A 23292-nucleotide genomic window follows, 5' to 3' on the forward strand; every position below is an offset into this window, starting at 1 on the left:
CTGCGTCAGCCCAAGCTACTGTCAGGTAATACGCAAGATTGAACAGCCGCGTTCGTTGGTGATGTATTCGTGCCGGGCGGCCGGCATTTCCCTGAGCCACATCTCTACCAGTTCCCGTTCGTCGGGTCGTGCGGCGTCGTCCATGAAGACGGTGCAGGCGTCGGCCAGCCTATCGCGCAGCAGCGGCAGGGCGGGGTAGCGCGAGTGGCGCTGGATGAAGCCGGGTGGGCCGTCGATGATCAGCAGGTCGATGTGGCTTGCCGTCAATGGCGTGAGGTCGTACCACTGATAGTCAGTGCCGTTGACGCTCACCGGATGCAGCGGTGCGTGGAGGACGGTGGAATAGTCGGTCAGGCCGTAGCGGGCGATGTCCAGGCGGGTGTTGGCGGCGTAGTCGGCGCCGTTTTCCAGGCTGTGCACATGGCCGATGCCGTTCATGGCGCAGGCGCGGGCGAGCATCAGGGTGGTGAGGCCGCTGCCGCACTCGACAATGGTGTGCGGCTGGTGCGCCAGCACGTGGTCGACGATGAGGCTGAGGAAGTCGGGCGCGGCGGACCACTGTGGTGTGTAGGGGATGCCCTGGGTGAGTCCCAGGCGCTGGCACAGCGGCTGGTAGGCGTCGAGGCTCATAGCCGCCAGAGGGTGTGGCCGGCGTGGCGGATGGCCTGGGCGTCGAAGGCGGATTTGACGTCGACGAATACGCCGCCGGGCTTGAGGTGGGCGAGCAGTTCCTGAAGCGGCTGTTCGTGGTAGGCGCGGTGATTGACGGCGGCGACGAGGGCGTCGGCCTCGCGCGGCAACTGCTGCCATGGTGTGAGCGTGATGCCGTATTCGCTCATGGCCTCGTCCGCTGCGGCGATGGGGTCGTGCACGCAGACCGCGCAGCCGAAGTCATTCAGTTCGCGCACGATCTCCGCCACCTTGGAGTTGCGCAGGTCGGGGCAATTCTCCTTGAAGGTCAGCCCCAGCACGATGACGCGCGCGCCCTTCACGGCGCTGCCTGCCTTGATCAGCTGCTTCACCGTTTGCTGTGCGACGTAGGCGCCCATGCTGTCGTTGATGCGGCGGCCGGCGAGGATCACCTCCGGGTGGTGCCCCATCATCTCGGCCTTGTGCGCCAGGTAGTAGGGATCGACGCCGATGCAGTGGCCGCCGACCAGGCCGGGACGGAAGGGCAGGAAATTCCACTTGGTGCCGGCGGCCTCCAGTACTTCCAGCGTGTCGATGTCGAGGCGGTCGAAGATCAGCGCCAGTTCGTTCATCAGCGCGATGTTGAGGTCGCGCTGGGTGTTCTCGATCACCTTGGCGGCCTCGGCCACCTTGATGCTGCTGGCGCGATGCACGCCGGCGGCGACCACTTGCTCATACAGCGCGGCGACGCGCGCCAGGGTTTCCGCGCTGTCGCCCGCCACCACCTTCAGGGTGTTGGTGAGGGTGTGCTCACGGTCGCCCGGATTGATGCGCTCCGGCGAGTAGCCGACGTGAAAATCTGTCTGCCATTTCAGGCCCGAGGCCTGCTCCAGCACCGGGATGCAGATTTCTTCCGTGGCACCGGGATAGACGGTGGATTCGTAGATGATCAGCGCGCCGCGTCGCATATGTTGGCCCACGGTTTCCGAGGCGCGGATCAGCGGCGTGAAGTCGGGGCGGCGTGCGCTGTCCACCGGCGTGGGCACGGTGATGAGGATGATGCCGGCCTGTGCGAGCAGGGCCGGGTCGGTGGTGCAGGTGAGATGGGTCGCTGCCTGCAGATCGGCGCGGCTGACGCCGCCGGTGGGGTCGATGTGGCGTTGGTAGCTGTCGATGCGTGTGGCGGAGAGATCGTAGCCGATGGTGGCGCCGAGCTTGCCGAAGGCCACGGCCAGCGGCAGGCCCACATAGCCCAGGCCGACGACGGCGATGGTGGCGTTCATGATGGATGGTCCGCGTGCATGGCGGGCATTCTACCCAAAATGAAAAAGGCCCGCTTGCGCGGGCCTTTTTCACGACGGCAGCCAGGTATCTTTACTTGGCGGCCTTGGCCTTGACGGTTTTGCTGGTCTTGGCCTTGCGGCTCTTCTCGATCATCTCGTGGATGATCGGGGCGAGGATCAGCTCCATGGCGAAGCCCATCTTGCCGCCGGGGACTACGATGGAATTGCGGCGCGACATGAAGGAGTTGGGGATCATGCTCAGCAGGTAGGGGAAGTCGGTGTTGAACTTCGCCGGGTCGCGGAAGCGGATCACCACAAAGCTTTCATCCGGGGTCGGGATGTCGCGGGCGATGAACGGGTTGGAGGTGTCGACGGTCGGCACGCGCTGGAAGTTGATGTCGGTACGGGAGAACTGCGGGGTGATGTAGTTCACGTAGTCCGGCATGCGGCGCAGGATGGTGTCGACGATGGCCTCGGCGGAGTAGCCGCGCTGGGCGTTGTCGCGGAAGATTTTCTGGATCCATTCCAGGTTGACGATGGGCACCACACCGATCAGCAGGTCGGTCTGGGCGGCTACGTCGATCTTGCCGTCCACCACGCCGCCGTGCAGCCCTTCGTAGAACAGCAGGTCGGTCTTGTCGCTGATGGTTTCCCAGGGGGTGAATTCACCGGCCTTGTAGCTGGCATTCAGGCGGGCGTTGTGTTCCACCGCCTCGGCGTCGCTGTGGATATAGTAGCGGCGCTTGCATTTACCGGTGCGGCCGTAGGTAGCGAAGGTCTCGGCCAGCAGGTCGAAGTGGTTGGCATCGGGACCGAAGTGGGACAGGTTCTTGCCCTTCTTGGCGAACTCTTCCAGCGCCTTTTTCATGGAGGCGCGGTCGTAGCGGTGGAAGGAATCACCTTCGACCACCAGCGGCTTGATGTCCTCACGGCGGAAGATGTGTTCGAAGGCGTTCTTGACCGTGGTCGTGCCGGCACCGGAGGAACCGGTGACCGCGATCACTGGATGCTTCTCGGACATTTCATGTGCTCCTTAAAGAAATAAAAATGATTCTTTGGTTTTGTGTTGCTTGAATTCTTTTTGCCGCTGTTGGGGCGCTAGCGCACGCAGAGGTCCCGGCATGATACGCAAATCCGGGGGGGAAAGGCCAGTTGCGCGGCCCGTTCCGTAAGCGGTCAGGCGCCGCCTTCCTCGCGGCGGATGGCGCGCCAGCCGATGTCCTGACGGTAGAACAGGCCATCCCAGCTGATCTTGCCGGCCAGGGCATAGGCGCGGGCCTGGGCCTCACTCACGCTCTCGCCCAGGGCGGTGGCACACAGCACGCGGCCGCCATTGGTCACCACCCGGCCGTCCTTGAGGGCGGTGCCGGCATGGAACACCTTGGCGTCCGGCGCCACGGCCACGTCCAGGCCGGAGATGGCGTCGCCCTTGCGGTAGTCGCCGGGGTAGCCACCGGCGGCCAGCACGATGCCCACCGCGGCGCGGTGGTCCCATGCGGCGCTGATCTGGTCCAGGCGGCCGTCCAGGGCCGCTTCGCACAGGTCCACCAGGTCGGACTTGAGGCGCAGCATGATGGGTTGGGTCTCCGGGTCGCCGAAGCGGCAGTTGTATTCGATGACCTTGGGCGCGCCGTCGGGGCTGATCATCAGGCCGGCATAGAGGAAGCCGGTGTAGGGGTGGCCCTCGGCGGCCATGCCGCGCACGGTGGGCTCGATCACCTCGCGCATCACGCGCGCGTGCACCTCGGGGGTGACCACCGGGGCGGGGCTGTAGGCGCCCATGCCGCCGGTATTGGGGCCGGTATCGCCGTCGCCGACGCGCTTGTGGTCCTGGCTGGTGGCCATGGGCAGGATGTGCGTGCCGTCCACCATGACGATGAAGCTGGCCTCCTCGCCTTCCAGGAACTCCTCGATCACCACGCGGTGGCCTGCCTCGCCGAAGGCGTTGCCGGCCAGCATGTCGCGCACGGCAGCCTCCGCCTCGTCCTCGGTCATGGCGACGATGACACCCTTGCCGGCGGCGAGGCCGTCGGCCTTGATGACGATGGGGGCGCCCTTGTCCTGCACGTAGGCCAGGGCCGCGTCCATGTCGGTGAAGTTGCCGTAGGCGGCGGTGGGGATGCCGTGACGGGCGAGGAAGTCCTTGGTGAAGGACTTGGAGCCTTCCAGTTGCGCCGCCGCCTTGGTGGGACCGAAGCAGCGCAGGCCGGCGGCGCGGAAGGCGTCCACCACGCCCAGCACCAGCGGCACTTCCGGACCGACGATGGTCAGCGCGATGGCGTTGTCGCGGGCAAAGGCCACCAGGGCGGCGATGTCCTCCACCTTGATGGCGACGTTCTCCATCTTGGCCTCGCCGGCGGTGCCGGCATTGCCCGGCGCCACATAGACCTTGCTGACGCGCGGCGACTGCGCCGCCTTCCAGGCCAGGGCGTGTTCGCGCCCGCCGCTGCCGATCACCAATATGTTCATCTATCTGCCCTTCTCGTTATTGCTTGTGTGCATAGCGTTCCCACGCCGAGCGTGGGAACGATAACTGTCCCCGCTAATCGACTACATGTTTGTTGTGGTACAGCATGTACTTGGCGGTTTCATGATAGGCACGGGTCATGCGCTCCATCTGTGCGGCGATGTCCGGCTGCTGCTCGATGATGTTGTCGCGCGGGTTGCTGCTGTGGATGCGGTGCAGCTGCTTGCGGCTGCCGTCGGCGCCCATCTGGAAATAGTATTCGCTGCCGATGAGGCCGACACGCGGCGGCGCGGCCTGTACCATCTTGAAGGCATAGGGTTCACCCGGCAACTGCGGATCGAGCAGGTTGCGCCCCAGAGTGGTGTTGACGTGGGGACGGCCGGCCAGTGCGGTGAGCGTCGCCATCACGTCCGCCTCGCCGGCGGGGACGGTGATGTGGCGCGGATCGCCCAGCAGGCGCGGCGCGTGGATGATGAAGGGCACGCGGTTGCTGCCGAAGTCGAGCTGGGTATCAGCCTTGGGGGCATGTTCGCCGGCAAAGCCGGTGATGCCGTGATCGCCGAAGAAGGCGAAGATCGTGTGGTCGTAATAGCCGGACGCGCGCGCCAGTTGCATGAACTGGCCGACGCTGTGATCCATGAAGCGGTAGGAGTTGAATTCCTCCACCGACTGGAAGCCGTAGCGCTGCAATTCATCGTGGCTCGGCTGCAATAACTCGAAGCCGGCGTTGTCGTCGGGGATGGTGTAGGGGCGGTGATTGCCCGAGGTCTGGATCACGGCGACGAAGGGTTTCTGCTGCGCGCGCAGCACCTTGTCCGCCTCGCGGAACAGGTCGAGGTCGGAGATGCCCCACACGTCCACGCGCGGCGCGCTGTAGCTGCCTTCCTCGTAGATGTTCAGGCCGGCGATGTTGTTGCTGAGCAGGCCACGGATGTTGCCCCAGCTGGCGCTGCCGCCGAGGAAGTAGAACTTTTCGTAGCCTGCGTAGCTATTGAGCAGGGTGTGCTGTTCGACGATGCGCGGATTGCGCGTCGAGGTGCCCTTGGTCTCCACGTCGGGGATGCCGGTGACGGCGCAGAACACCGAGCGTGCGGTGCCGGTCTGCGGGGTGTAGAAGTTCTCGAAGAAGTAGCCGTTGCGCGCCAGCGCGTCCACGTGCGGCGTCGGGTTGAGCGGATTGCCGGACAGGCCCGATTTGTAGCTGGCGAAGGACTCCAGGATCACGACCACCACGTTGGGCGGTGTGGCCGGCGGGTTGGCCGGCGTGTAGCGGCGGCGGAAGTCCAGGGTATCGCGGTTGGGCGTGTCGACGCCGAGCCAGGCGGCCATGTCGTCGTAGTGGGCGCGCACCACTTCGGTGTCGTAGGTCACGCCGCCGCCACCGCGCACGGTGTCGGCGAAATACAGCACCGGGTTGAAGGTGACCTGGGCGGCGAAGGTGTGGGTGCCGAAGAAGGCATCGCTCCAGCGCAGCGGGTAATAGGAGAACTTGCCGTACAGCCCGCCCAGCAGCAGGGTGGCGGTGAGGAGGGCGGTGAGGCTGCGACCCTTCCAGCCCAGCTGTGGCGCGGGTGCGTCGGTGCAGTGCAGCACCAGCCGGTTCAGTCCCCAGGCGAGCAGCGCCGCCGCCGCCAGCAGCACCATCGTCAGGGTCAGCACCGGATAGCTCTCCCACACCATCTGCAGCGAGATGTCGAGGTTCTTCAGAAAGCGCAGGGCGCTGGCGTCGAGGCGGGTCTGCAGATAGGCGTAGTGGCCGAAGTCCACCATGTAGAACAGCAGCGCGGCCATGCCGGCCAGGGTCAGGTAGCCCACCCAGAACAGGCGCAGCGCGCCATGGCGGAACGGGCTCAGCCAGGGCAGCCAGGCCAGCAGGAACAGCGGCAGCAGCATGAGCAGCGCCAGGCGCAGGTCGAACTTGAGGCCGAGGTAGAGCGCGGTGAGCAGCTCGGCGCCGGGCAGCGGATCGTTGTTGGCGTCGAAATACAGCCAGAAGCCGAGCCGCAAGGCGCTGAACACCAGCACGAACAGCAGGGTGGCGAGGGCCAGGAAACGCGGCAGGCGGGGGATCGTGTACATGGGTGCGTGTGCAGGTGGGGCGGTCAAATAAGGCCCGGCATTGTACCATAGCGGCGTCGCCGTCCCGGTCAGAGACCCGCCACCCCCACAGGAGTTCCCATGTCCGCTGCCCCCCTGGTCTATCTTCTGCGTTGGAGCCGCCACCTGCTGCTGGCCCTGGTTGTGCTGGTGGCGCTGGTGGGCGCCGGGCGCATGGTGCAGGTGGCCTGGGACAGCCGTTACGTCGGGCCGCGCGAGCCTTACTTGCAGGTGGTGAGCAGCGAGGGCATCACCCTGCGCTGGCAGAGCGGCCGACGCGAGGTCGGCGTAGTGCGCTACGGCACCGACCCGGCGCAGTTGGACCAGGTGGCGCGCGAGGAGACGGCGCGGGTCAGTCACGAAGTGCGTCTCGGCGGCCTCGCGCCGGCCACCCGTTACTACTACAGCGTCGGCACCGAGGAGGCCGTTTTCCGCGGCGGTGCCGACCACTGGTTCCATACCGCGCCGCCGCCCGGTGACGGCCGCCCGGTGCGTTTCTGGGTGCAGGGCGACCCCGGCTGGTGGCACGCGGGTTCGCGCGCGGTGCGCGATGCCATGCTGACGTGGTCGGCGCAGCATGGGCGCACGACGCCGCCGGTCGACCTCTGGCTCACCACCGGTGACAACGCCTACAACTCGGGCAAGGCGCGCGAATTCCAGGCGGCGCTGTTCGAGCCCTATGCCGATCTGCTGCGCAACATTCCCTACCTGCCCATCTATGGCAACCACGATGCGCGGCGCTGGACCTACGCCCGTGCCTTCAGTTTTCCCGCCGCCGGCGAGGCGGGCGGCGTGCCTTCGGACAGTCGGCGCTATTTCTCCTTCGATTATGCCGATGTCCATGTGGTGGTGCTCGACAGCGAGGGCGGCAGCCTGAGTGCGCGCAGCCCGATGCTGCGCTGGCTGCGGGAGGATCTGGCCGCCCATCAGCGTGCCTGGACTCTCGTGCTGCTCCATCATCCGCCCTACAGCCGCGGCTCCCATGACTCCGATCGCTGGCGCGACAGCTGGGGGCGTATGGTGGACGTCCGTGCCAACGTGCTGCCACTGCTGGAGGCAGCCGGGGTCGATTTGGTGCTCTCCGGCCACAGTCATGTGTACGAGCGCAGCCACCTGCTGGCCTGCCACTACGGCGCCTCGGATACGCTGCGGCCGGAGATGATCCTGGATGGCTCAGGCGGCGGGTCGCAGCAGCCCTATCGCAAGCCGCTCGGGCACGCCGCCCTGAGCGGCACGGTGTATGCGGTGGTCGGTGCGACCTCCACTCTCGATCACGGCCCGCTGGATCACCCCGCCCACGCGGTGGTGCGGCGTGAACTGGGCTCCATGGTGATCGATGTGGCGGGGGAACGGCTGGATGCCTATTACCTCAACGCACGCGGCGAGGTGAGCGATCACTTCCGCATCGAGAAGTCGGCGGAGATACCGCAAGTGGCGCGGCGCTGCATGGAGTAGGCCGGACTGGCGCAGCGGTGTCCGGCAACGGCTTGCCCGATACCGCTGCGCTTTATGGGGTAGGCATGGAGGGCGTGGTTCAACCGCCGAATATGCGGCTCAGGGTCTTGGACAGCCAGCCCTTGTCGTGGTCGCCGTTGAGGTGGGCCTTGACCACGGCGGTGTAGTCGCGGTCTTCCTGCTTGATGTGGTTGGTCAGCCAGATGCGCAGGTCGGAGAGCAGCTTCTTGGAGATGTCCTCGCCCTTCTCGAAGCGCGCCTTGTAGTCATTGATGCGGGCGGTGAAGGCCTCGTGCACCTTGCGGTGCGCCTCGATGTGGCCGTAGCCGGCCTTTTCTTGCAGGCTTTCCTCGAAGGTGAAGTGGCTGACGGTGTAGTCGATGAGCTGGTTCAACACCTGCTCGACGTCGGCCTTGTTCTTGTCGGCAATGGCATCATGCAGCTGATTGATGTAATCGACGATGCGCTTGTGCTGTGAGTCGATGATGTCGATGCCCGTTTCCAGGCTGGCATCCCAGACAAAGTAAAACATGGGCGAATCCTCCAGGTTGCTGCTTATTGTTGTGTTTCCGTACCAGGCCGTGTGGCGACCTGCTGTATGGGGTAGTCTCTCTGTAACAAAACCCCTTACACGGAAAGGTGATATTTATCACATTTTCCCGGCATTTGATGAGGGGGCGCATAAAAAAGGCCGGGATGACCGGCCTTTTTTATCGGTTTGGGTGGGGCGTCAGTGACGGAAGTGGCGCATCCCGGTGAACACCATGGCCATGCCGTGCTCGTCGGCGGCGGCGATGACCTCCTCGTCGCGCATCGAGCCGCCCGGCTGGATCACCGCAGCGATGCCCGCCTTGGCGGCGGAGTCGATGCCGTCGCGGAAGGGGAAGAAGGCATCACTGGCCATCACCGAACCCTTCACTTCCAGCCCGGCGTGTTCGGCCTTGATGGCGGCGATGCGGGCGGAGTTGACGCGGCTCATCTGGCCGGCGCCGACACCGATGGTCATCTTGCCCTTGCCGTAGACGATGGCATTGGACTTGACGTACTTGGCCACGCGCCAGGTGAACAGCAGGTCTTCCATCTCCTGTGCGGTGGGCTGGCGCTTGCTCACCACCTTGATGTCGCCGGATAGCAGCAGGTCGGCATCCTGCAGCAGCAGGCCGCCGGTGACGCGCTTGAAGTCCAGGCGCTGGGCGGCCTCCGCCGGCCACTGGCCGCACTCCAGCAGGCGCACGTTCTTCTTGGCGGCGACGGCCTCCACCGCGGCGGCGGAGACCTTCGGCGCGATGATCACCTCCACGAACTGGCGCTCGACAATGACCTTGGCGGTGTCGCCGTCCAGCTCGCCGTTGAAGGCGATGATGCCGCCGAAGGCGGACTCGGGATCGGTCTGGTAGGCGCGCTCGTAGGCCTCCAGCAGGTTGGCACCGATGGCCACGCCGCAGGGGTTGGCGTGCTTGACGATGACGCAGGCCGGGCCTTCCGGAAACTGCTTGACACACTCCAGCGCGGCGTCGGTGTCGGCGATGTTGTTGTAGGACAGTTCCTTGCCCTGCAACTGGCGCGCGCTGGCGACGTTGCCGGCCTCCGGGGTGTGCTCGACGTAGAAGGCGGCCTTCTGGTGCGGATTCTCGCCGTAGCGCATCTCCTGCACCTTCTTGTATTGCAGGTTGATGGTGCGCGGGAAGTCGACCTTGTTCTCGCCGAGCAGGTGGCCGAAGTAGTTGGCGATGGCGCCGTCGTAACGCGCGGTGTGCTCGTACACCTTGATGGCCAGGGAATAGCGGGTGGCGTGCAGGGTGGCGCCATTGTTGGCCTTCATCTCGCTCAGCACGGTGGCGTAGTCGGCGGCATCCACTACCACGGTGACGTCCTTATGATTCTTCGCCGCGGCGCGCAGCATGGCGGGGCCGCCGATGTCGATGTTCTCGATGGCGTCCTCCAGCGTGCAGTCGGGTTTGGCCACGGTCTGCTCGAACGGGTACAGGTTCACCACGATGAGATCGATGGGCTTGATGCCGTGCTGTGCCATCACCGCATCGTCGGTGCCGCGGCGGCCGAGGATGCCGCCATGGATCTTCGGGTGCAGGGTCTTGACGCGGCCGTCCATCATCTCGGGGAAGCCGGTGTGATCGGACACCTCGATCACCGGCACGCCGTTCTGCGCCAGCAGCTTGCAGGTGCCGCCGGTGGACAGCAGTTCGACGCCCTGGGCGACGAGGGCCTGGGCGAATTCCACGATGCCGGTCTTGTCGGAGACGCTGAGCAGCGCCCGTTGAATCTTGTTCATGCTGGTTCCTCGGTAAAGGCTGAAAAGCGATTGACCACGGAGGATACGGAGAGAACCTTGGCCATAGAATGCCAATCCCTGGATTTTCTCTCGCCCCGTGTGCTCCGTGGTTTGTATTCTGCCTAGCTGTCCAAACCGTATTGCTTGAGCTTCTTGCGCAGGGTGCCGCGGTTGATGCCGAGCGCCTGGGCGGCACGGGTCTGGTTGCCCTGGGCGTAATGCATCACGGCCTCCAGCAGCGGGCGCTCCACTTCGGACAGCAGCAGCTGGTAGAGGTCGTTGGGCTCGTGGCCGTTCAAGTCCTGGAAATACTGTTGCAGTGCGTGACGCACCATGCCGTTGAGCGGGATGGCGCGGGCTGCGGTCGTGGTGTTCATGCCGCCAATTCCTCCCCGTTGATTATGCGGTCGAAAAAGTCCCTGACCATTTGTAGTTGCTGCACCGCGCCCTCCACGCGGTTGACCTCCTGACGGAAGGCGGCACCGTGGCGCTGGCCCTTGCTGTACCAGGAGATGTGCTTGCGTGCCATGCGCACGCCGGTGTACTCGCCGTAAAAGGCGTACAGATTGTTCAGATGGCCGAGCAGGATGTCGCGTACCTCCTGCGCCGAGGGTTCGGGCAGCAGCTCGCCGGTGGTCAGGTAATGCTGGATGTCGCGGAAGATCCAGGGGCGGCCCTGGGCGGCGCGGCCGATCATCAGGCCGTCGGCCTTGGTGTAGTCGAGCACCTGCCTGGCCTTTTGCGGCGTGGTGATGTCGCCGTTGGCGAGCACCGGGATGGCGACACTGGCCTTGATGGCGGCAATGGTGTCGTATTCGGCCTCGCCACTGTAGCCATCGGCGCGGGTGCGGCCGTGCACGGCGAGGGATTGGATGCCGACGTCCGCGGCAAGGCGGGCGATGGTGACGCCGTTCTTGTGCTCGCGGTCCCAGCCAGTGCGGAACTTGAGGGTCACCGGCACCTCGGGCACGGCGCCTACGACGGCCTCCAGGATGCGCCGCACCAGGTCTTCGTCGCGCAACAGGGCAGAGCCGGCGGAGACGTTGCACACCTTCTTGGCCGGGCAGCCCATGTTGATGTCGATGATCTGGGCGCCGTTGTCCACGTTGTAGCGCGCGGCGTCGGCCATCAGTTTGGGGTCGGCCCCCATGATCTGCACGTTGCGCGGCTCCACCTCGCCGTCGTGGTCGGCGCGGCGCTTGGTCTTTTCGCTGCCCCACAGCAGGGAGTTGGACGACACCATCTCGGACACGGCCATGCCGGCGCCGAGCTGCTTGCACAGCTGGCGGAACGGCCGATCGGTGACCCCCGCCATGGGCGCGAGCACCAGGTTGTTGGCCAATCTGTAGGGTCCGATCTGCATGCGTGGTACGGGGCTGAAAATGCGGGAACCGCGAATCATACCCCAGCTGCGGCGAAGAAGGTACAAGGCGGGTGAGGCGCAGGGATGCAACAGACAGCCAATGGCTTGCCTGTGCGGCGTTAATTCAAATAGTTGCGTGGGTTAGGGAAGCTCTGAATAAGTTCAGAGCTTCCGCGGCACAGGGATGTGCCGCCATTTTCCAGCGACCATAAGTCGTTGGAAAATGAAGCGAATCGAAAATCACACGGTTCGATTCGCGTGGTTTTGTCCATGGATGGACTTATGTCGCGGAGCCCATGGATGGGCGGTAGCGACCTGAGAAGCCCAGGATGGACTTATTCAGGCCTTCCTTAGTGGAAGGTGAACTCGAAGCCGACGGCCTCGGCGCCCGGATCGACCACATCCAGGGTCAGTTGCGCGGTGGCCTGCGGCGCCAGCAGCGGCGGCGCGGCGGCGTCGCTCAGATAGTCTTGCGGCAGGAAGCGCCGTGCCGCCACCACGCGGCCGCCCAGGTCGCGCATCACCACGTCCACTGCCGGATAGGGCTGGGCGAAGGCGGCACGGTTTTGCAGGGTGGCATGGATGGTGAGCGCGCCCTGATAGCGGTCATGGGAGCGGATGTCGCGCTCCAGCAGGGTCAGTGCGGCGAGGTCGCGCCGCGGCGGCAGCCGGCAGCCGGTGTGCTCGCACATCAGCTCCAGCAACGGGCGCAACTCGGCGTGATGCACCAGGGCGAGGCGATTGAGGTAGCCGTATTGCACGGCCAGCACCGCGAGCAGCAGCACGCTGGCCAGCGTCCAGGCCAGCGTGCCCAGCAGGTTGCGGCGCGGCGCGGTCTCTTCCTCCGCCAGCAGCGCGGAGATCGGTGACAGTGCCGGTGTCGGGCTGACGCTGCGTGCGGTGGTCAGCGTCGACTCCGGCAGGTCGAAATCGGCCAGGGTGTCGGCGGTGTGGCCGCTGGACGTCGCCTCGGCCGGCGGTTCGTCCCAGGGCAATTCGAAGTTCTGCGCCACCTCATCGGCGTGGTCGCCCTGCGGCCCAAACTTGAGCAGGGCCTCGATGTCCTCTTCGCCGTAGGTATCGCCGTTAGGCGGCGCCGCCACCGGCTCCGGCTCGGGTTCCGGTGCGCTCGCGCTGGCAACCTCGAACTCCGGCTCGTTGCCGAACAGCTCATCCAGATCGATGGCCAGGCTGTCTTCTGCCTCTTCGACAGCGCCCTCCACCGCTATGTATGGAGCGGTCTCCTCGGCCAGCGGTGCGGGTTCTGCCGCGTAGGTTTCTTCAGCAACAATCTCATCCGGCTCCGGCTCCGGCTCCGGCTCCGGCTCCGGCTCCGGCTCCGGCTCCGGCTCCGGCTCGGGCTCGGGCTCGGGCTCGGGCTCGGGCTCGGGCTCGGGCTCGCGCAGCAGCTGTTCGTAATCGGGTTCGTCGTGGAAGGGTTCTTCGGCCGGGGCCGGCGCACCGGGCAGGGTGTCGGTGAGGAAATCCGGGGCGTGGAAGACGTGGCGGCACTCACCGCAGCGCACCTTGCCGCCCGCGGCCTGCAACTGCTCAGGGGTGATGCGGAAGTAGGTGCTGCAAGCCGGACACTGGGTATACATGCGGGCGAAAGTAATCTATTTCCGGCGGCCTTCCAAGCGCACCCAGCCATCGTGTTCGCTGGGCGGCGCCATGTCGAACCAGGGGCGGTAGGCCTCCAGCACCTGCGCCGCCTGATCCGGCAGGATGCCGGACAGTACGATGGCCCCGCCGGGGCGCACCAGGGTGGCGAAGTGCGGCGCCAGGCTGATCAGCGGGCCGGCCAGGATATTGGCGATGAGCACGTCGCCCTGGCAGGCCGGCAGGCCTTCGGGCAGGGCGGTATGGATGCGGGTGGCGACATCATTGCGGCCGGCGTTGTCGCGGGTGGCGGTGAGCGCCTGTGGGTCGTTGTCGATGGCCCACACATGCTCGGCACCCAGCAGGGCGGCGGCGATGGCGAGGATGCCCGAGCCGCAGCCGTAGTCGATCACCCGTTGCCGTTCTGTGGGATGGCCGTCCAGCCACTCCAGGCACAGGCGGGTGGTGGGATGGGTGCCGGTGCCGAAGGCGAGGCCCGGGTCGAGCAGGATGTTGACGCCCGCGCTATCCGGCGCCTCGGTCCAGCTCGGCACGATCCACAACCGCGTGCCGAAGCGCATCGGCTTGTAGGTGTCCATCCACTCCCGGCTCCAGTCGCGGTCTTCCAACTGCTCCAGTCGCCAGGCCGGCAGCTCGCGCGGTGCCCAGGCGGTGGTTATCGCACTGAGGGTGGCCGGCATGTCGTGGTCGGCCTCGAACAGGGCCACCACGCGGGTGGCCTGCCACAGCGGCGTGGCGCCCGGCGGCGGCTCGTACAGCGGCTGGTCGGCGTCGTCCTCCATGGTGACGGCGACGGCGCCTTCCTCGCTGAGCAGCTCGGCGAGGTCAGGGGCGTGTTCTGCGTCGGTTTCGAATATTAATTGCAGCCAGGGCATGGGGGCGAATGTGCGGCGGAGGAGTAGGCCGCATCATACCCGATCCGCTCGCTGGCGGGGCGCGCGGGTTCAGCCGAACAGCGAACTCCACAGCCGCCCGGCGATGGATTTTTTCTCGCTGGTGGCGACGGCGCCGCGGGACAGGAAGAACGGACTGTAGTGCTGGTCGTCTTCCATGATGTGCTTGGTGAGCCAGATGCGCAGGAAGTGCAGCAGTTCGAAGGTGATCGATTTCTTGCCGCTGGCCAGTTTTTCCTGCAATTCGTGGATCTCGCTGATGAGGTGATCGTGCTGTTGCTTGTGGTCGTCGTAGGCTGGGTAGCCGAGGATGCGCATCAGACTCTCTTCGACGGCGAAGTGGATCTTGGTGTAGTCCACCAGTTCCACCAGGATCGCCTCGGCGGCGGCCTTGCCCTGGCGCTGGTGGATGGCCCGGTGCAGCTTGTTGAGCAGTTCCACCAGGAACTGGTGCTGATCGTCGATTTCCTGAATGCCGACGCTGAGGTCGTCGCTCCAGTCGATGAGGGTGTTGTTTGATGCGGGTAGCGGGCTGGCAGCGGCTTGGCTCATGGCCGGCTCTCCAAGAGGGTTGCGGGGAAAGTCTGTGAATTGTTGCAAAATCATGAAAGATTAATATTGATTTAAATCAACAAACAGGTTGTTTCCATATGGGGAAGGAAAAAGGCCGTTATCCGAAGATAACGGCCTTTTCAGACAGATGTCCGCAAATTGCCGACAGATCAGAGTTTCAGCTTCTTTTCCAGGTAGTGGATGTTAGTGCCGCCGGCCTGGAAGGCCGAATCACGCAACAGGTCCTGGTGCAGTGGGATGTTGGTCTTGATACCGTCGATATACATCTCGCTCAAGGCCGTGCGCATGCGCGCCAGGGCTGCGTCGCGGTCCTCGCCCCAGGCGATGAGTTTGCCGATCATCGAGTCGTAGTAGGGCGGCACCTTGTAGCCGTTGTAGATGTGGCTGTCGACGCGAATGCCCGGGCCGCCGGCGAAGTGCACCTGGTTGATGGTGCCGGGGCAGGGCATGAAGTTGGTCGGGTCTTCGGCGTTGATGCGACATTCGATGGCGTGGCCGCGCAGTTTGATGTCGCTCTGCTTATATGACAGCGGCAGGCCGGCGGCGATGCGGATCTGCTCCTTGACGATGTCGACGCCGGTGATCAACTCGGTGACCGGATGTTCCACCTGCACGCGGGTGTTCATCTCGATGAAGTAGAACTCGCCGTTTTCGTACAGGAACTCGAAGGTGCCGGCGCCACGGTAGCTGATCTCCTGGCAGGCACGGGCGCAGCGCTCGCCGATGCGCTTGCGCTGCTCCTCGGTGATGCCGGGGGCCGGGGCCTCCTCGATCACCTTCTGGTGACGGCGCTGCATGGAGCAGTCGCGTTCGCCCAGGTAGATGGCGTTGCCGTGGGTGTCGGCCAGCACCTGGATCTCCACGTGGCGCGGATTCTCCAGGTACTTCTCCATGTACACCATGTCGTTGTTGAAGGCGCTGCCGGCCTCGGCGCGGGTGAGCGAAATGGAGTTGAGCAGGGCTGCCTCGGAATGCACCACGCGCATGCCGCGCCCGCCACCGCCGCCGGCGGCCTTGATGATCACCGGGTAGCCCACTTCACGGCCGATGCGGATGCATTCGTCCGGGTCGTCTGGCAGGGCGCCGCCGGAACCGGGTACGGTGGGCACGCCGGACTTGATCATCGCGTCCTTGGCGCACACCTTGTCGCCCATCAGTCGGATGGTGTCGGCGCGCGGGCCAATGAACACGAAGCCGCTCTGTTCCACGCGTTCGGCGAAGTCGGCATTCTCGGACAGGAAGCCGTAGCCGGGGTGGATGGCCTGGGCGTCGGTGACTTCCGCCGCACTGATCAGCGCCGGGATGTTGAGGTAGCTCTGGTTGGAGGGCGGCGGGCCGATGCATACCGATTCATCGGCCAGGCGCACATGTTTGAGGTCGCGGTCGGCGGTGGAATGCACCGCCACGGTCTTGATGCCCATCTCGCGGCAGGCGCGCAGAATGCGTAGCGCAATTTCACCGCGATTGGCAATGACGATTTTGTCGAACATAGGAGGTGGGTTGCTCGCGTTCGGCTTGGGTTATTCGATGATGAACAGCGGCTGGCCGAATTCCACCGGCTGGCCGTTCTCGACCAGGATGGCCTTGATCACGCCGGCCTTGTCGGCCTCGATCTGGTTCATGATCTTCATGGCTTCGATGATGCAGAGGGTGTCGCCGACGTTGACGCGCGAGCCCACCTCGACGAAGGCCTTGGCCTGGGGCGAGGGCGAGCGGTAGAAGGCGCCGACGATGGGGGACGTGACGGCATGGCCGCTGACTTCTTCCTTCTTTTCCGCCGCCGGGGCGGCGGCGGGTGCCGCGGCGACCGGGGCTGCCACCGGGGCGGCGATGGCCACGGCGGGGGCGGCGTTCTGGCTGTAGCGGCTGATGCGTACCGACTCTTCGCCTTCGTGGATCTCGATCTCGGCGACGCCGGATTCTTCCAGCAGTTCGATGAGTTTCTTGACCTTGCGAATATCCATTGTGGTTAGTCCTGTTCAGTTGTTGTTCGCAGAAATTTGTTGCAGCGCCGCAGTGAGCGCCAGTTCGTAAACCATCGGCCCCAGACCGCTGATGACGCCGCGGGCCAGATCGGAGAAATAGGAGTGCTTGCGGAACGGTTCGCGCGCATGCACGTTGGACAGATGTACCTCGATGAACGGAATGGCGACACCGGCCAGGGCATCGCGCAATGCGACGCTGGTGTGGGTAAAGGCGGCCGGATTGATGATGATGTAGGCAATGCCCTCGTCCCGCGCACGGTGCACCCTCTGCACCAGCTCATGTTCGGCGTTGCTCTGGAAACACTCGAGGGTGTGACCGGCGGCGCCGGCCTGCTGCTGCAAGCGGGCGTCGATCTCGGCCAGGGTGGTGTGTCCATAGTGGCCGGGTTCGCGGGTACCTAGCAGGTTCAGGTTGGGGCCGTTCAATACCAGCAGTTTTGCCATGGAGCTTCCCTGGGGAATAGAGGCGGATCTTATTGTGATTTTTCCGCACGTTCCCGTCGAATTGCCGCAGATGCGGCCTAGCGGTTATCAATACCGCAGGCGTGCAATGGAATACGGCGTGAGATTGTGCACCAGCTGGAGGGGTTTGTCTACGAAACGGGAGTTACCGCCAGTTCAAAGCAGTTCCGCGCAAAATCAGCCCATATAAAGCTGTGACGGGGTGCTCATTTACAACAGGGGTATCCTGTTTACAACAACGGCAGTACCGCCTGTTCGGCCTGTTCCAGAGTGATTTCACTGCGGTGGGTGTAGGCGACGCGGCCTTGGCGGTCCAGAACCACGGTGTAGGGCAGGGCGCCGACCTTGTTGCCCAGGGTCTGTGCCAGCTCCAGGCCGCCGTCCTCGCCGATGAGGATGGGGAAGTTGATGCCCAGGTTGTCGGCGAAGGCCTCGGCGTTGTCGTGAGTATCGATGGTGATGCCGACCACGGTGAGGCCGCGGGCAGCGTGTTTTTCCTGCAATTCCATCAGCGCCGGCATTTCCTTGCGACAGGGCGGACACCAGGGCGCCCAGAAATTGACCAGTACCACCTGGCCCTGCCATTCCGTCAAAGCGCGCTGCTTGCCGTCCAGATCGGGGAAGTTGAACGCGACAGGCGTTGCCGCCGCCTGGCTGGCCGGTACTGCCGGTACGGCGGTGCTTTCGGTGCCGCAACCGGCGCTGAACAGGGCGGCCCCCAGGGCCAGGACGGTCAACAGACGGTGCATCGGAAAAACCTCATCTAAAGATTGGGTCCGCAAATGAACGCGAATGGATGCAAATTAAAGAAGAGGAAATCTATTTGCGTCGATTCGCGTTCATTTGCGGATGATTCTGGTCTTAACGCAGCGCGCGCTCCACATGGGCGCGGAATTCTTCCGGTCCCATGAAGCCGACTACGCGGAAGCCCTGACGCTCCTTGCCGTCGGCGCCGAAGAACAGCAGGCTGGGCGGGCCGATAAGCTTGAAGTGGCGTAGCAGGGCCTGGTCGTCGGCGTCGTTGGCGGTGACGTCGGCCTTGAGCAGCACGGCGCCGGACAGGGTCTGGATTACGCCGGCATCGGAGAAGGTGTACTTGTCGAACTCTTTGCACGACACACACCAGTCCGCATAGAAGTCCAGCATCACCGGCTTGCCCTGGGCGGCGGCGGCGGCAACGGCCTGCTCCATGTCGGCCACGGTCTTCACCTTGCGGAACTCCAGCTTGGCCGGCTGCATCATGCCGGCGCCGCCGCCAAAGCCCACGCCGCGCAGCGGCTGCAGCGGGTCGTTGCCGCCGGCGCCGGCGCCCACCAGCAGCAGGGCGCCGTGGATCAGCAGCGCCAGGCCCAGGCCCTTCCACAGCTTGCGCCAGCCGGAGGCATTGTCCTTGAGCGGCTCCAGCGCACCCATGTAGATGGCCGAGGTGATGATCAGCAGCGCCCAGGCCAACATGGTGATGGAGGCCGGCAACACGCGCTCCAGCATCCACAGCGCCACCGCCAGCAGCATCACGCCGAACACCGCCTTGATGGCGTTCATCCAGCCGCCGGCCCGCGGCAGCAGTTTGCCGGCCGAGGTGCCGATGAGCAGCAGCGGTGCGCCCATGCCGATGGACAGGGCGAACAGGGCCAGGCCGCCGAGCACGGCGTCGCCGGTCTGGCCGATGTAGATCAGCGCGCCCATCAGCGGCGGCGCCACGCAGGGACCGACGATCAGCGCAGAGAGCAGGCCCATGATGGCCACGCCGATGAGGCTGCCGCCTTGCTGCTTGTTGGAAATCTCGCTCAGCTTGGTCTGCAGTGCCGAGGGCAGTTGCAGCTCATAGAAGCCGAACATGGACAGGGCCAGCAGTACGAACACCAGGCTGAAGGCGCCCAATATCCAGACGTTCTGGAAGGCGGCCTGCAGATTGGCGCCGAACAGGCCGGCGAGCACGCCGGCCACGGTGTAGGTCAATGCCATCGCCAGCACATAGACCAGGGACATGATGAAGGCCCGACGCGTGGTCAGTTCCGCGCCCTGGCCGACGATGATGCTGGACAGGATGGGGATCATCGGGAACACGCAGGGCGTGAAGGCGAGCAGCAGGCCGAGGCCGAGGAAGGTGAGCACGGTGAGCCAGCGGTTGTCGCCGGCCAGCGCGGCGGCCAGGGAATCCTGCTCCGACTGGGGCGCGGCGGCTGCGGCGGCGGCCGGCGCCGCGGCGCTGCTGACGGCGGCGGCGGCCGGGTCCAGGTTCACTTCCTTGCGGATCGGCGGATAACAGATGCCGGTCAGCTCGGCGCAGCCCTGGTAGCTCACCAGCAGGGTGGCGTCGCCGCTGCGCTGCACCGGGATGCGTACCTCCACCGCATCGTGGAATACGAAGATGCGACCGAAGAACTCGTCGTTCTTCTCCTCGCCGGAGGGCAGGGTGTAGCTGCCCAGGGTGGCGGCGCTGCCATCCTTGAGCTGGAAGGTGAACTTGTCTTTATAGAGATAGTGGTTCGGGGCGATCTGCCAGCGCAGGGTCACGGCATCGGTGGCCACATCGGCATCGAAGCGGAAGGCCACGTCGGGCTCCAGCACGTCGTCGTCCTGGGCGGCGCCGCCCAGCGTCTGCTGCAGCTGGGCCAGCGACTTGGTGGGTGCGGCCGCAGCCGCAGGAGCGGCGGGCAGGGTGACCTTGATGGTGTTGCGCTGCGGCGGATAGCACACGCCGATCTCGGCGCAGCCCTGGGAGCCGACGATGAGATCGAGGCTGCTGGGGGCGGCGGCCGTGCGGATCACGGGAATGTCGATGACGGTGCGGCCGGCGAAGGTCTCCACCCTGCCGAAGAATTCGTCCTGTTTGATCTTGCCGGCGGGGAACTTGGGCGTGCCCAGGGTGACGCCGGGGGTGTTGGTGCTGAAGCTGAAGCGATCCTTATATAGGTAATAACCCTTGGCGACATTCCACTCGGCGCGCAGGGTCACGGCATCGAGGGCGGTGACCTTGAGCGCGAAGGCCTGTTCCGGTGGCAGCAGGTCGTCATCGTCTGCCGCGGCTGGGCCGGCCAGGAACAGGGTCAGGGCGAGGAGGGCAAGCCAATACTTCAGCACGATTCTCATTCGTTGTTTTCCGTTTGGTGGTTTATCCAGTGCAGATAGGCCGGTAGGCCCGTGGCGAGTGGGACAGCAATGATCTCCGGCAGTTCATAGGGGTGGTGGCGGCGCAAGGCCTCCTCCAGCGCCGCATAGCGTTCGCTGGTGGTCTTGATGAGCAGTTGGCATTCGGATTCCTGTTGCACCGTGCCCTGCCACTCGTATACCGAATGCACCGCCGGCACGATGTTGACGCAGGCCGCCAGGCGTTCGCGTACCAGCATTTCAGCCAGGGTGCGGGCACAGTCGAGGTCCGGGCAGGTGCTGAGGACGAGGTAGTGTTGCATCGGTGCAAGATATCGGATTCGCCGTCACACTGCATCATCGGGCATAATCATGCCGGCCAATTCCCCCGCTGTTGAGAGTAGAGATGTCCCTGCCCCGCCTTTTATTCCTGTTGTTGCTCTTGCTGCCCATCGTCGAGATATATCTGTTGATCCAGGTGGGCGGCGCGATCGGCGCCATTCCGACCATCGCCCTGGTGGTGTTTACCGCCGTACTGGGCACCCTGCTGCTGCGCCACCAGGGTCTGAGCGTGCTGAACCGGGTGCAGCGCATGACGCAGCAGGGCGAGATGCCGACCGCCGCCATGCTGGAGGGGCTGGTGATCCTGGTTTCGGGGGCGATGCTGCTGCTGCCGGGTTTTTTCACCGACGTGCTCGGCCTGCTCGGTCTGGTGCCGCCCCTGCGCCACGCCCTGGTCGCCGCGGTCCTGCGCCGTGGCCTGCCCCGGCCGCCGCGCCCGTCCGGGCCGGCCTCCGGCCCGCGCCGTGGCCCGGCGACTCTCGAAGGTCAGTACACCCGGGAAGACGACTGAAGGCAGTTTTCTGTCGCGCCCGCCCTTGACTCTCCCCAACTCGTCATTATTATTAGCACTCACCTGCGGCGAGTGCTAACAAAGGTGCGCGCCGCGCGGCTTCATTACCGCAGACTCCGCTGCGGTCTATTTCAAGAAAAATCATCAGCTTAAGAGGGTAACTGAGCATGAAAATTCGTCCCCTGCATGATCGCGTCATTGTTCGTCGCAAGGAAGAGGAGCGGATGTCCGCCGGTGGCATCGTGATCCCGGACAGCGCCACCGAGAAGCCGATTCAGGGCGAGGTGGTTGCCGTGGGCAAGGGCAAGATCCTGGACAACGGCGAAGTCCGTGCGCTGGATGTGAAGGCCGGTGATAAGGTGCTGTTCGGCAAGTATGCCGGCACCGAGGTCAAGGTCGACGGCGAGACCCTGCTGGTCATGCGCGAAGAAGACCTGATGGGCGTGATCGAGGGCTGAGTCCGCTCCGTCCCACCGTACTAAAGCCAACGAATTACAGAGGATCGATACAAGATGAGTGCAAAAGAAGTCAAGTTCGGTGATGTCGCCCGTCACGGTATGCTGCGTGGCGTCAACATTCTGGCCAACGCGGTCAAGGTGACCCTGGGTCCCAAGGGCCGCAACGTGGTGCTGGAGAAGTCCTTCGGCGCCCCCACCATCACCAAGGACGGCGTCTCCGTCGCCAAGGAAATCGAACTGAAGGACAAGTTCGAGAACATGGGCGCGCAGATGGTGAAGGAAGTGTCCTCCAAGACCTCCGACATCGCCGGTGACGGCACCACCACCGCTACCGTGCTGGCCCAGTCCATCGTCATCGAGGGCATGAAGTCGGTGACCGCCGGCATGAACCCGATGGACCTGAAGCGCGGTATCGACAAGGCCGTGGTGGCCGCGGTCGAGGCGCTGAAGAAGATGTCCAAGCCCTGCACCGACAGCAAGGCCATCGCCCAGGTCGGCACCATCTCCGCCAACTCCGACGACTCCATCGGCAAGATCATCGCCGATGCCATGGACAAGGTGGGTAAGGAAGGCGTCATCACCGTGGAAGACGGTTCCGGCTTTGAGAACGAGCTGGACGTGGTGGAAGGCATGCAGTTTGACCGTGGCTACCTGTCGCCGTACTTCGTCAACAACCAGCAGACCATGACTGCTGAGCTGGACAACCCGTTCATCCTGATCCACGACAAGAAGATCTCCAACATCCGCGAGCTGCTGCCGGTGCTGGAAGGCGTGGCCAAGTCCAGCCGCCCGCTGCTGATCATCGCCGAGGACGTAGAGGGCGAGGCCCTCGCCACCCTGGTGGTCAACACCATTCGCGGTATCGTCAAGGTCGCCGCCGTCAAGGCGCCGGGCTTCGGTGACCGCCGCAAGGCCATGCTGCAGGACATCGCCATCCTCACCGGCGGTCAGGTGATCTCCGAAGAGGTCGGCCTGTCCCTGGAGAAGGCGACCCTGGATGACCTGGGCACCGCCAAGAAGGTGGTCGTCGCCAAAGAAAACACCACCATCATCGATGGCGCCGGCAAGGCTTCCGACATCAAGGCCCGCGTCGAGCAGATTCGTGCCCAGATGGAAGAGACCACCTCCGACTACGACCGTGAGAAGCTGCAGGAGCGCATGGCCAAGCTGGCCGGTGGCGTGGCGGTGATCAAGGTCGGTGCGGCCACTGAAGTGGAAATGAAGGAGAAGAAGGCCCGCGTCGAAGACGCCCTGCACGCCACCCGCGCCGCAGTGGAAGAAGGCGTGGTTCCCGGCGGCGGTGTCGCCCTGATCCGTGCTTTGGAAGCCATCAAGGGCCTCAAGGGCGACAATCACGAGCAGGACGTCGGCATCAGCATCGCCCGTCGTGCCATGGAAGAGCCGCTGCGCCAGATCGTGGCCAACGCCGGTGAAGAGCCGTCCGTCATCGTCAACAAGGTGAAGGAAGGCAAGGGCAATTTCGGCTACAACGCCGCCAACGGCGATTTCGGCGACATGATCGAAATGGGTATCCTGGACCCCACCAAGGTGACCCGTTCCGCGCTGCAGAATGCGGCCTCCATCGCCGGCCTGATGATCACTACCGAGGCCATGGTGGCCGAGCTGCCGAAGGAAGAGAAGGGTGGCGCGCCGGACATGGGTGACATGGGTGGTATGGGCGGTATGGGCATGATGTAAGCCCTCCGCGCTCCGCGCATGAAAAAGCCCCGCCGGGAGACCGGCGGGGCTTTTTTGTTTCAGGGTCAAGGTTGG

General features: G+C 64.7%; 22 protein-coding genes. 4 read left to right on the forward strand and 18 right to left on the reverse strand.

The window, feature by feature from the left end:
- Positions 1 to 21: 21 nt before the first annotated feature.
- The 5 genes from ACMV8A_RS10460 to ACMV8A_RS10480 all read right to left on the reverse strand — a co-directional run bounded on the left by ACMV8A_RS10460 (position 22) and on the right by ACMV8A_RS10480 (position 6459).
- Positions 22 to 630, reverse strand: coding sequence for a class I SAM-dependent methyltransferase (locus ACMV8A_RS10460; RefSeq protein WP_495325723.1), 609 nt, complete (start codon positions 628 to 630; stop codon positions 22 to 24).
- The gene (locus tag ACMV8A_RS10465) at positions 627 to 1913 is read right to left on the reverse strand and encodes a nucleotide sugar dehydrogenase (RefSeq protein ID WP_495325724.1); all 1287 of its coding nucleotides are present in this window, start codon (positions 1911 to 1913) and stop codon (positions 627 to 629) included. Before ACMV8A_RS10465 ends, ACMV8A_RS10460 begins: the two co-directional genes overlap by 4 nt.
- 91 nt (positions 1914 to 2004) lie before the next feature.
- Positions 2005 to 2934, reverse strand: coding sequence for a phosphoribulokinase (locus ACMV8A_RS10470; RefSeq protein WP_495325725.1), 930 nt, complete (start codon positions 2932 to 2934; stop codon positions 2005 to 2007).
- A 155-nt stretch (positions 2935 to 3089) separates the two neighbouring features.
- On the reverse strand, positions 3090 to 4382 hold the full coding sequence (gene purD / locus ACMV8A_RS10475; RefSeq protein WP_495325726.1) for a phosphoribosylamine--glycine ligase: 1293 nt from the start codon (positions 4380 to 4382) through the stop codon (positions 3090 to 3092).
- A gap of 73 nt (positions 4383 to 4455) precedes the next feature.
- A complete protein-coding gene (locus ACMV8A_RS10480; protein WP_495325727.1) occupies positions 4456 to 6459 on the reverse strand; it encodes an LTA synthase family protein in 2004 nt (667 codons plus the stop codon).
- Positions 6460 to 6558: 99 nt separating this feature from the next.
- Between ACMV8A_RS10480 and ACMV8A_RS10485 the strand changes: the two genes are divergently transcribed.
- A complete protein-coding gene (locus tag ACMV8A_RS10485) occupies positions 6559 to 7932 on the forward strand; it encodes a purple acid phosphatase family protein (protein WP_495325728.1) in 1374 nt (457 codons plus the stop codon).
- Positions 7933 to 8011: 79 nt separating this feature from the next.
- On the opposite strand, the gene ACMV8A_RS10490 is transcribed toward ACMV8A_RS10485, so the two are convergent.
- The 13 genes from ACMV8A_RS10490 to cutA form a co-directional block, all read right to left on the reverse strand.
- Complete coding sequence (locus ACMV8A_RS10490; RefSeq protein WP_495325729.1) at positions 8012 to 8464, reverse strand: bacteriohemerythrin; 453 nt, start codon at positions 8462 to 8464, stop codon at positions 8012 to 8014.
- Positions 8465 to 8662: 198 nt separating this feature from the next.
- The gene (gene purH / locus ACMV8A_RS10495) at positions 8663 to 10222 is read right to left on the reverse strand and encodes a bifunctional phosphoribosylaminoimidazolecarboxamide formyltransferase/IMP cyclohydrolase (protein WP_495325730.1); all 1560 of its coding nucleotides are present in this window, start codon (positions 10220 to 10222) and stop codon (positions 8663 to 8665) included.
- 122 nt (positions 10223 to 10344) lie between these two features.
- Entirely contained in the window at positions 10345 to 10599 is a 255-nt protein-coding gene (fis, locus tag ACMV8A_RS10500) for a DNA-binding transcriptional regulator Fis (RefSeq protein WP_495325731.1), read from the reverse strand.
- Complete coding sequence (gene dusB, locus ACMV8A_RS10505) at positions 10596 to 11585, reverse strand: tRNA dihydrouridine synthase DusB (protein ID WP_495325732.1); 990 nt, start codon at positions 11583 to 11585, stop codon at positions 10596 to 10598. The genes fis and dusB overlap by 4 nt, the downstream gene beginning before the upstream one ends.
- A gap of 350 nt (positions 11586 to 11935) precedes the next feature.
- Positions 11936 to 13186: a DUF3426 domain-containing protein gene (locus tag ACMV8A_RS10510; protein ID WP_495325733.1), complete on the reverse strand. Its 1251-nt coding sequence runs from the start codon at positions 13184 to 13186 to the stop codon at positions 11936 to 11938.
- 15 nt (positions 13187 to 13201) lie between these two features.
- Positions 13202 to 14080: a 50S ribosomal protein L11 methyltransferase gene (prmA, locus tag ACMV8A_RS10515; RefSeq protein ID WP_495325734.1), complete on the reverse strand. Its 879-nt coding sequence runs from the start codon at positions 14078 to 14080 to the stop codon at positions 13202 to 13204.
- 69 nt (positions 14081 to 14149) lie between these two features.
- Positions 14150 to 14650, reverse strand: coding sequence for a bacteriohemerythrin (locus ACMV8A_RS10520; RefSeq protein WP_495325735.1), 501 nt, complete (start codon positions 14648 to 14650; stop codon positions 14150 to 14152).
- 170 nt (positions 14651 to 14820) lie between these two features.
- Positions 14821 to 16161 (reverse strand): acetyl-CoA carboxylase biotin carboxylase subunit, encoded by a 1341-nt coding sequence (accC, locus tag ACMV8A_RS10525; RefSeq protein ID WP_495325736.1) that lies wholly within the window; start codon positions 16159 to 16161, stop codon positions 14821 to 14823.
- A 30-nt stretch (positions 16162 to 16191) separates the two neighbouring features.
- Positions 16192 to 16635, reverse strand: coding sequence for an acetyl-CoA carboxylase biotin carboxyl carrier protein (gene accB / locus ACMV8A_RS10530; protein ID WP_495325737.1), 444 nt, complete (start codon positions 16633 to 16635; stop codon positions 16192 to 16194).
- Between the two features lie 15 nt (positions 16636 to 16650).
- Positions 16651 to 17100 (reverse strand): type II 3-dehydroquinate dehydratase, encoded by a 450-nt coding sequence (gene aroQ, locus ACMV8A_RS10535; RefSeq protein WP_495325738.1) that lies wholly within the window; start codon positions 17098 to 17100, stop codon positions 16651 to 16653.
- A gap of 248 nt (positions 17101 to 17348) precedes the next feature.
- On the reverse strand, positions 17349 to 17867 hold the full coding sequence (locus tag ACMV8A_RS10540; RefSeq protein ID WP_495325739.1) for a TlpA family protein disulfide reductase: 519 nt from the start codon (positions 17865 to 17867) through the stop codon (positions 17349 to 17351).
- Between the two features lie 112 nt (positions 17868 to 17979).
- Positions 17980 to 20211: a protein-disulfide reductase DsbD gene (locus ACMV8A_RS10545; protein WP_495325740.1), complete on the reverse strand. Its 2232-nt coding sequence runs from the start codon at positions 20209 to 20211 to the stop codon at positions 17980 to 17982.
- The gene (gene cutA / locus ACMV8A_RS10550) at positions 20208 to 20531 is read right to left on the reverse strand and encodes a divalent-cation tolerance protein CutA (RefSeq protein ID WP_495325741.1); all 324 of its coding nucleotides are present in this window, start codon (positions 20529 to 20531) and stop codon (positions 20208 to 20210) included. Before cutA ends, ACMV8A_RS10545 begins: the two co-directional genes overlap by 4 nt.
- A gap of 83 nt (positions 20532 to 20614) precedes the next feature.
- Here cutA and ACMV8A_RS10555 point away from each other — a divergent pair, with 83 nt between their 5' ends.
- The 3 genes from ACMV8A_RS10555 to groL all read left to right on the forward strand — a co-directional run bounded on the left by ACMV8A_RS10555 (position 20615) and on the right by groL (position 23217).
- Positions 20615 to 21061 carry an FxsA family protein gene (locus ACMV8A_RS10555; protein ID WP_495325742.1) on the forward strand — a complete coding sequence of 149 codons (447 nt, stop codon included), beginning with the start codon at positions 20615 to 20617 and terminating at the stop codon, positions 21059 to 21061.
- A gap of 167 nt (positions 21062 to 21228) precedes the next feature.
- Positions 21229 to 21519 (forward strand): co-chaperone GroES, encoded by a 291-nt coding sequence (gene groES, locus ACMV8A_RS10560; protein WP_495325743.1) that lies wholly within the window; start codon positions 21229 to 21231, stop codon positions 21517 to 21519.
- Between the two features lie 54 nt (positions 21520 to 21573).
- Positions 21574 to 23217, forward strand: a complete 1644-nt coding sequence (gene groL / locus ACMV8A_RS10565) for a chaperonin GroEL (protein WP_495325744.1) — start codon at positions 21574 to 21576, stop codon at positions 23215 to 23217.
- Positions 23218 to 23292 lie beyond the last annotated feature (75 nt).

Source organism: Sulfurivermis sp. (genome assembly GCF_059410345.1).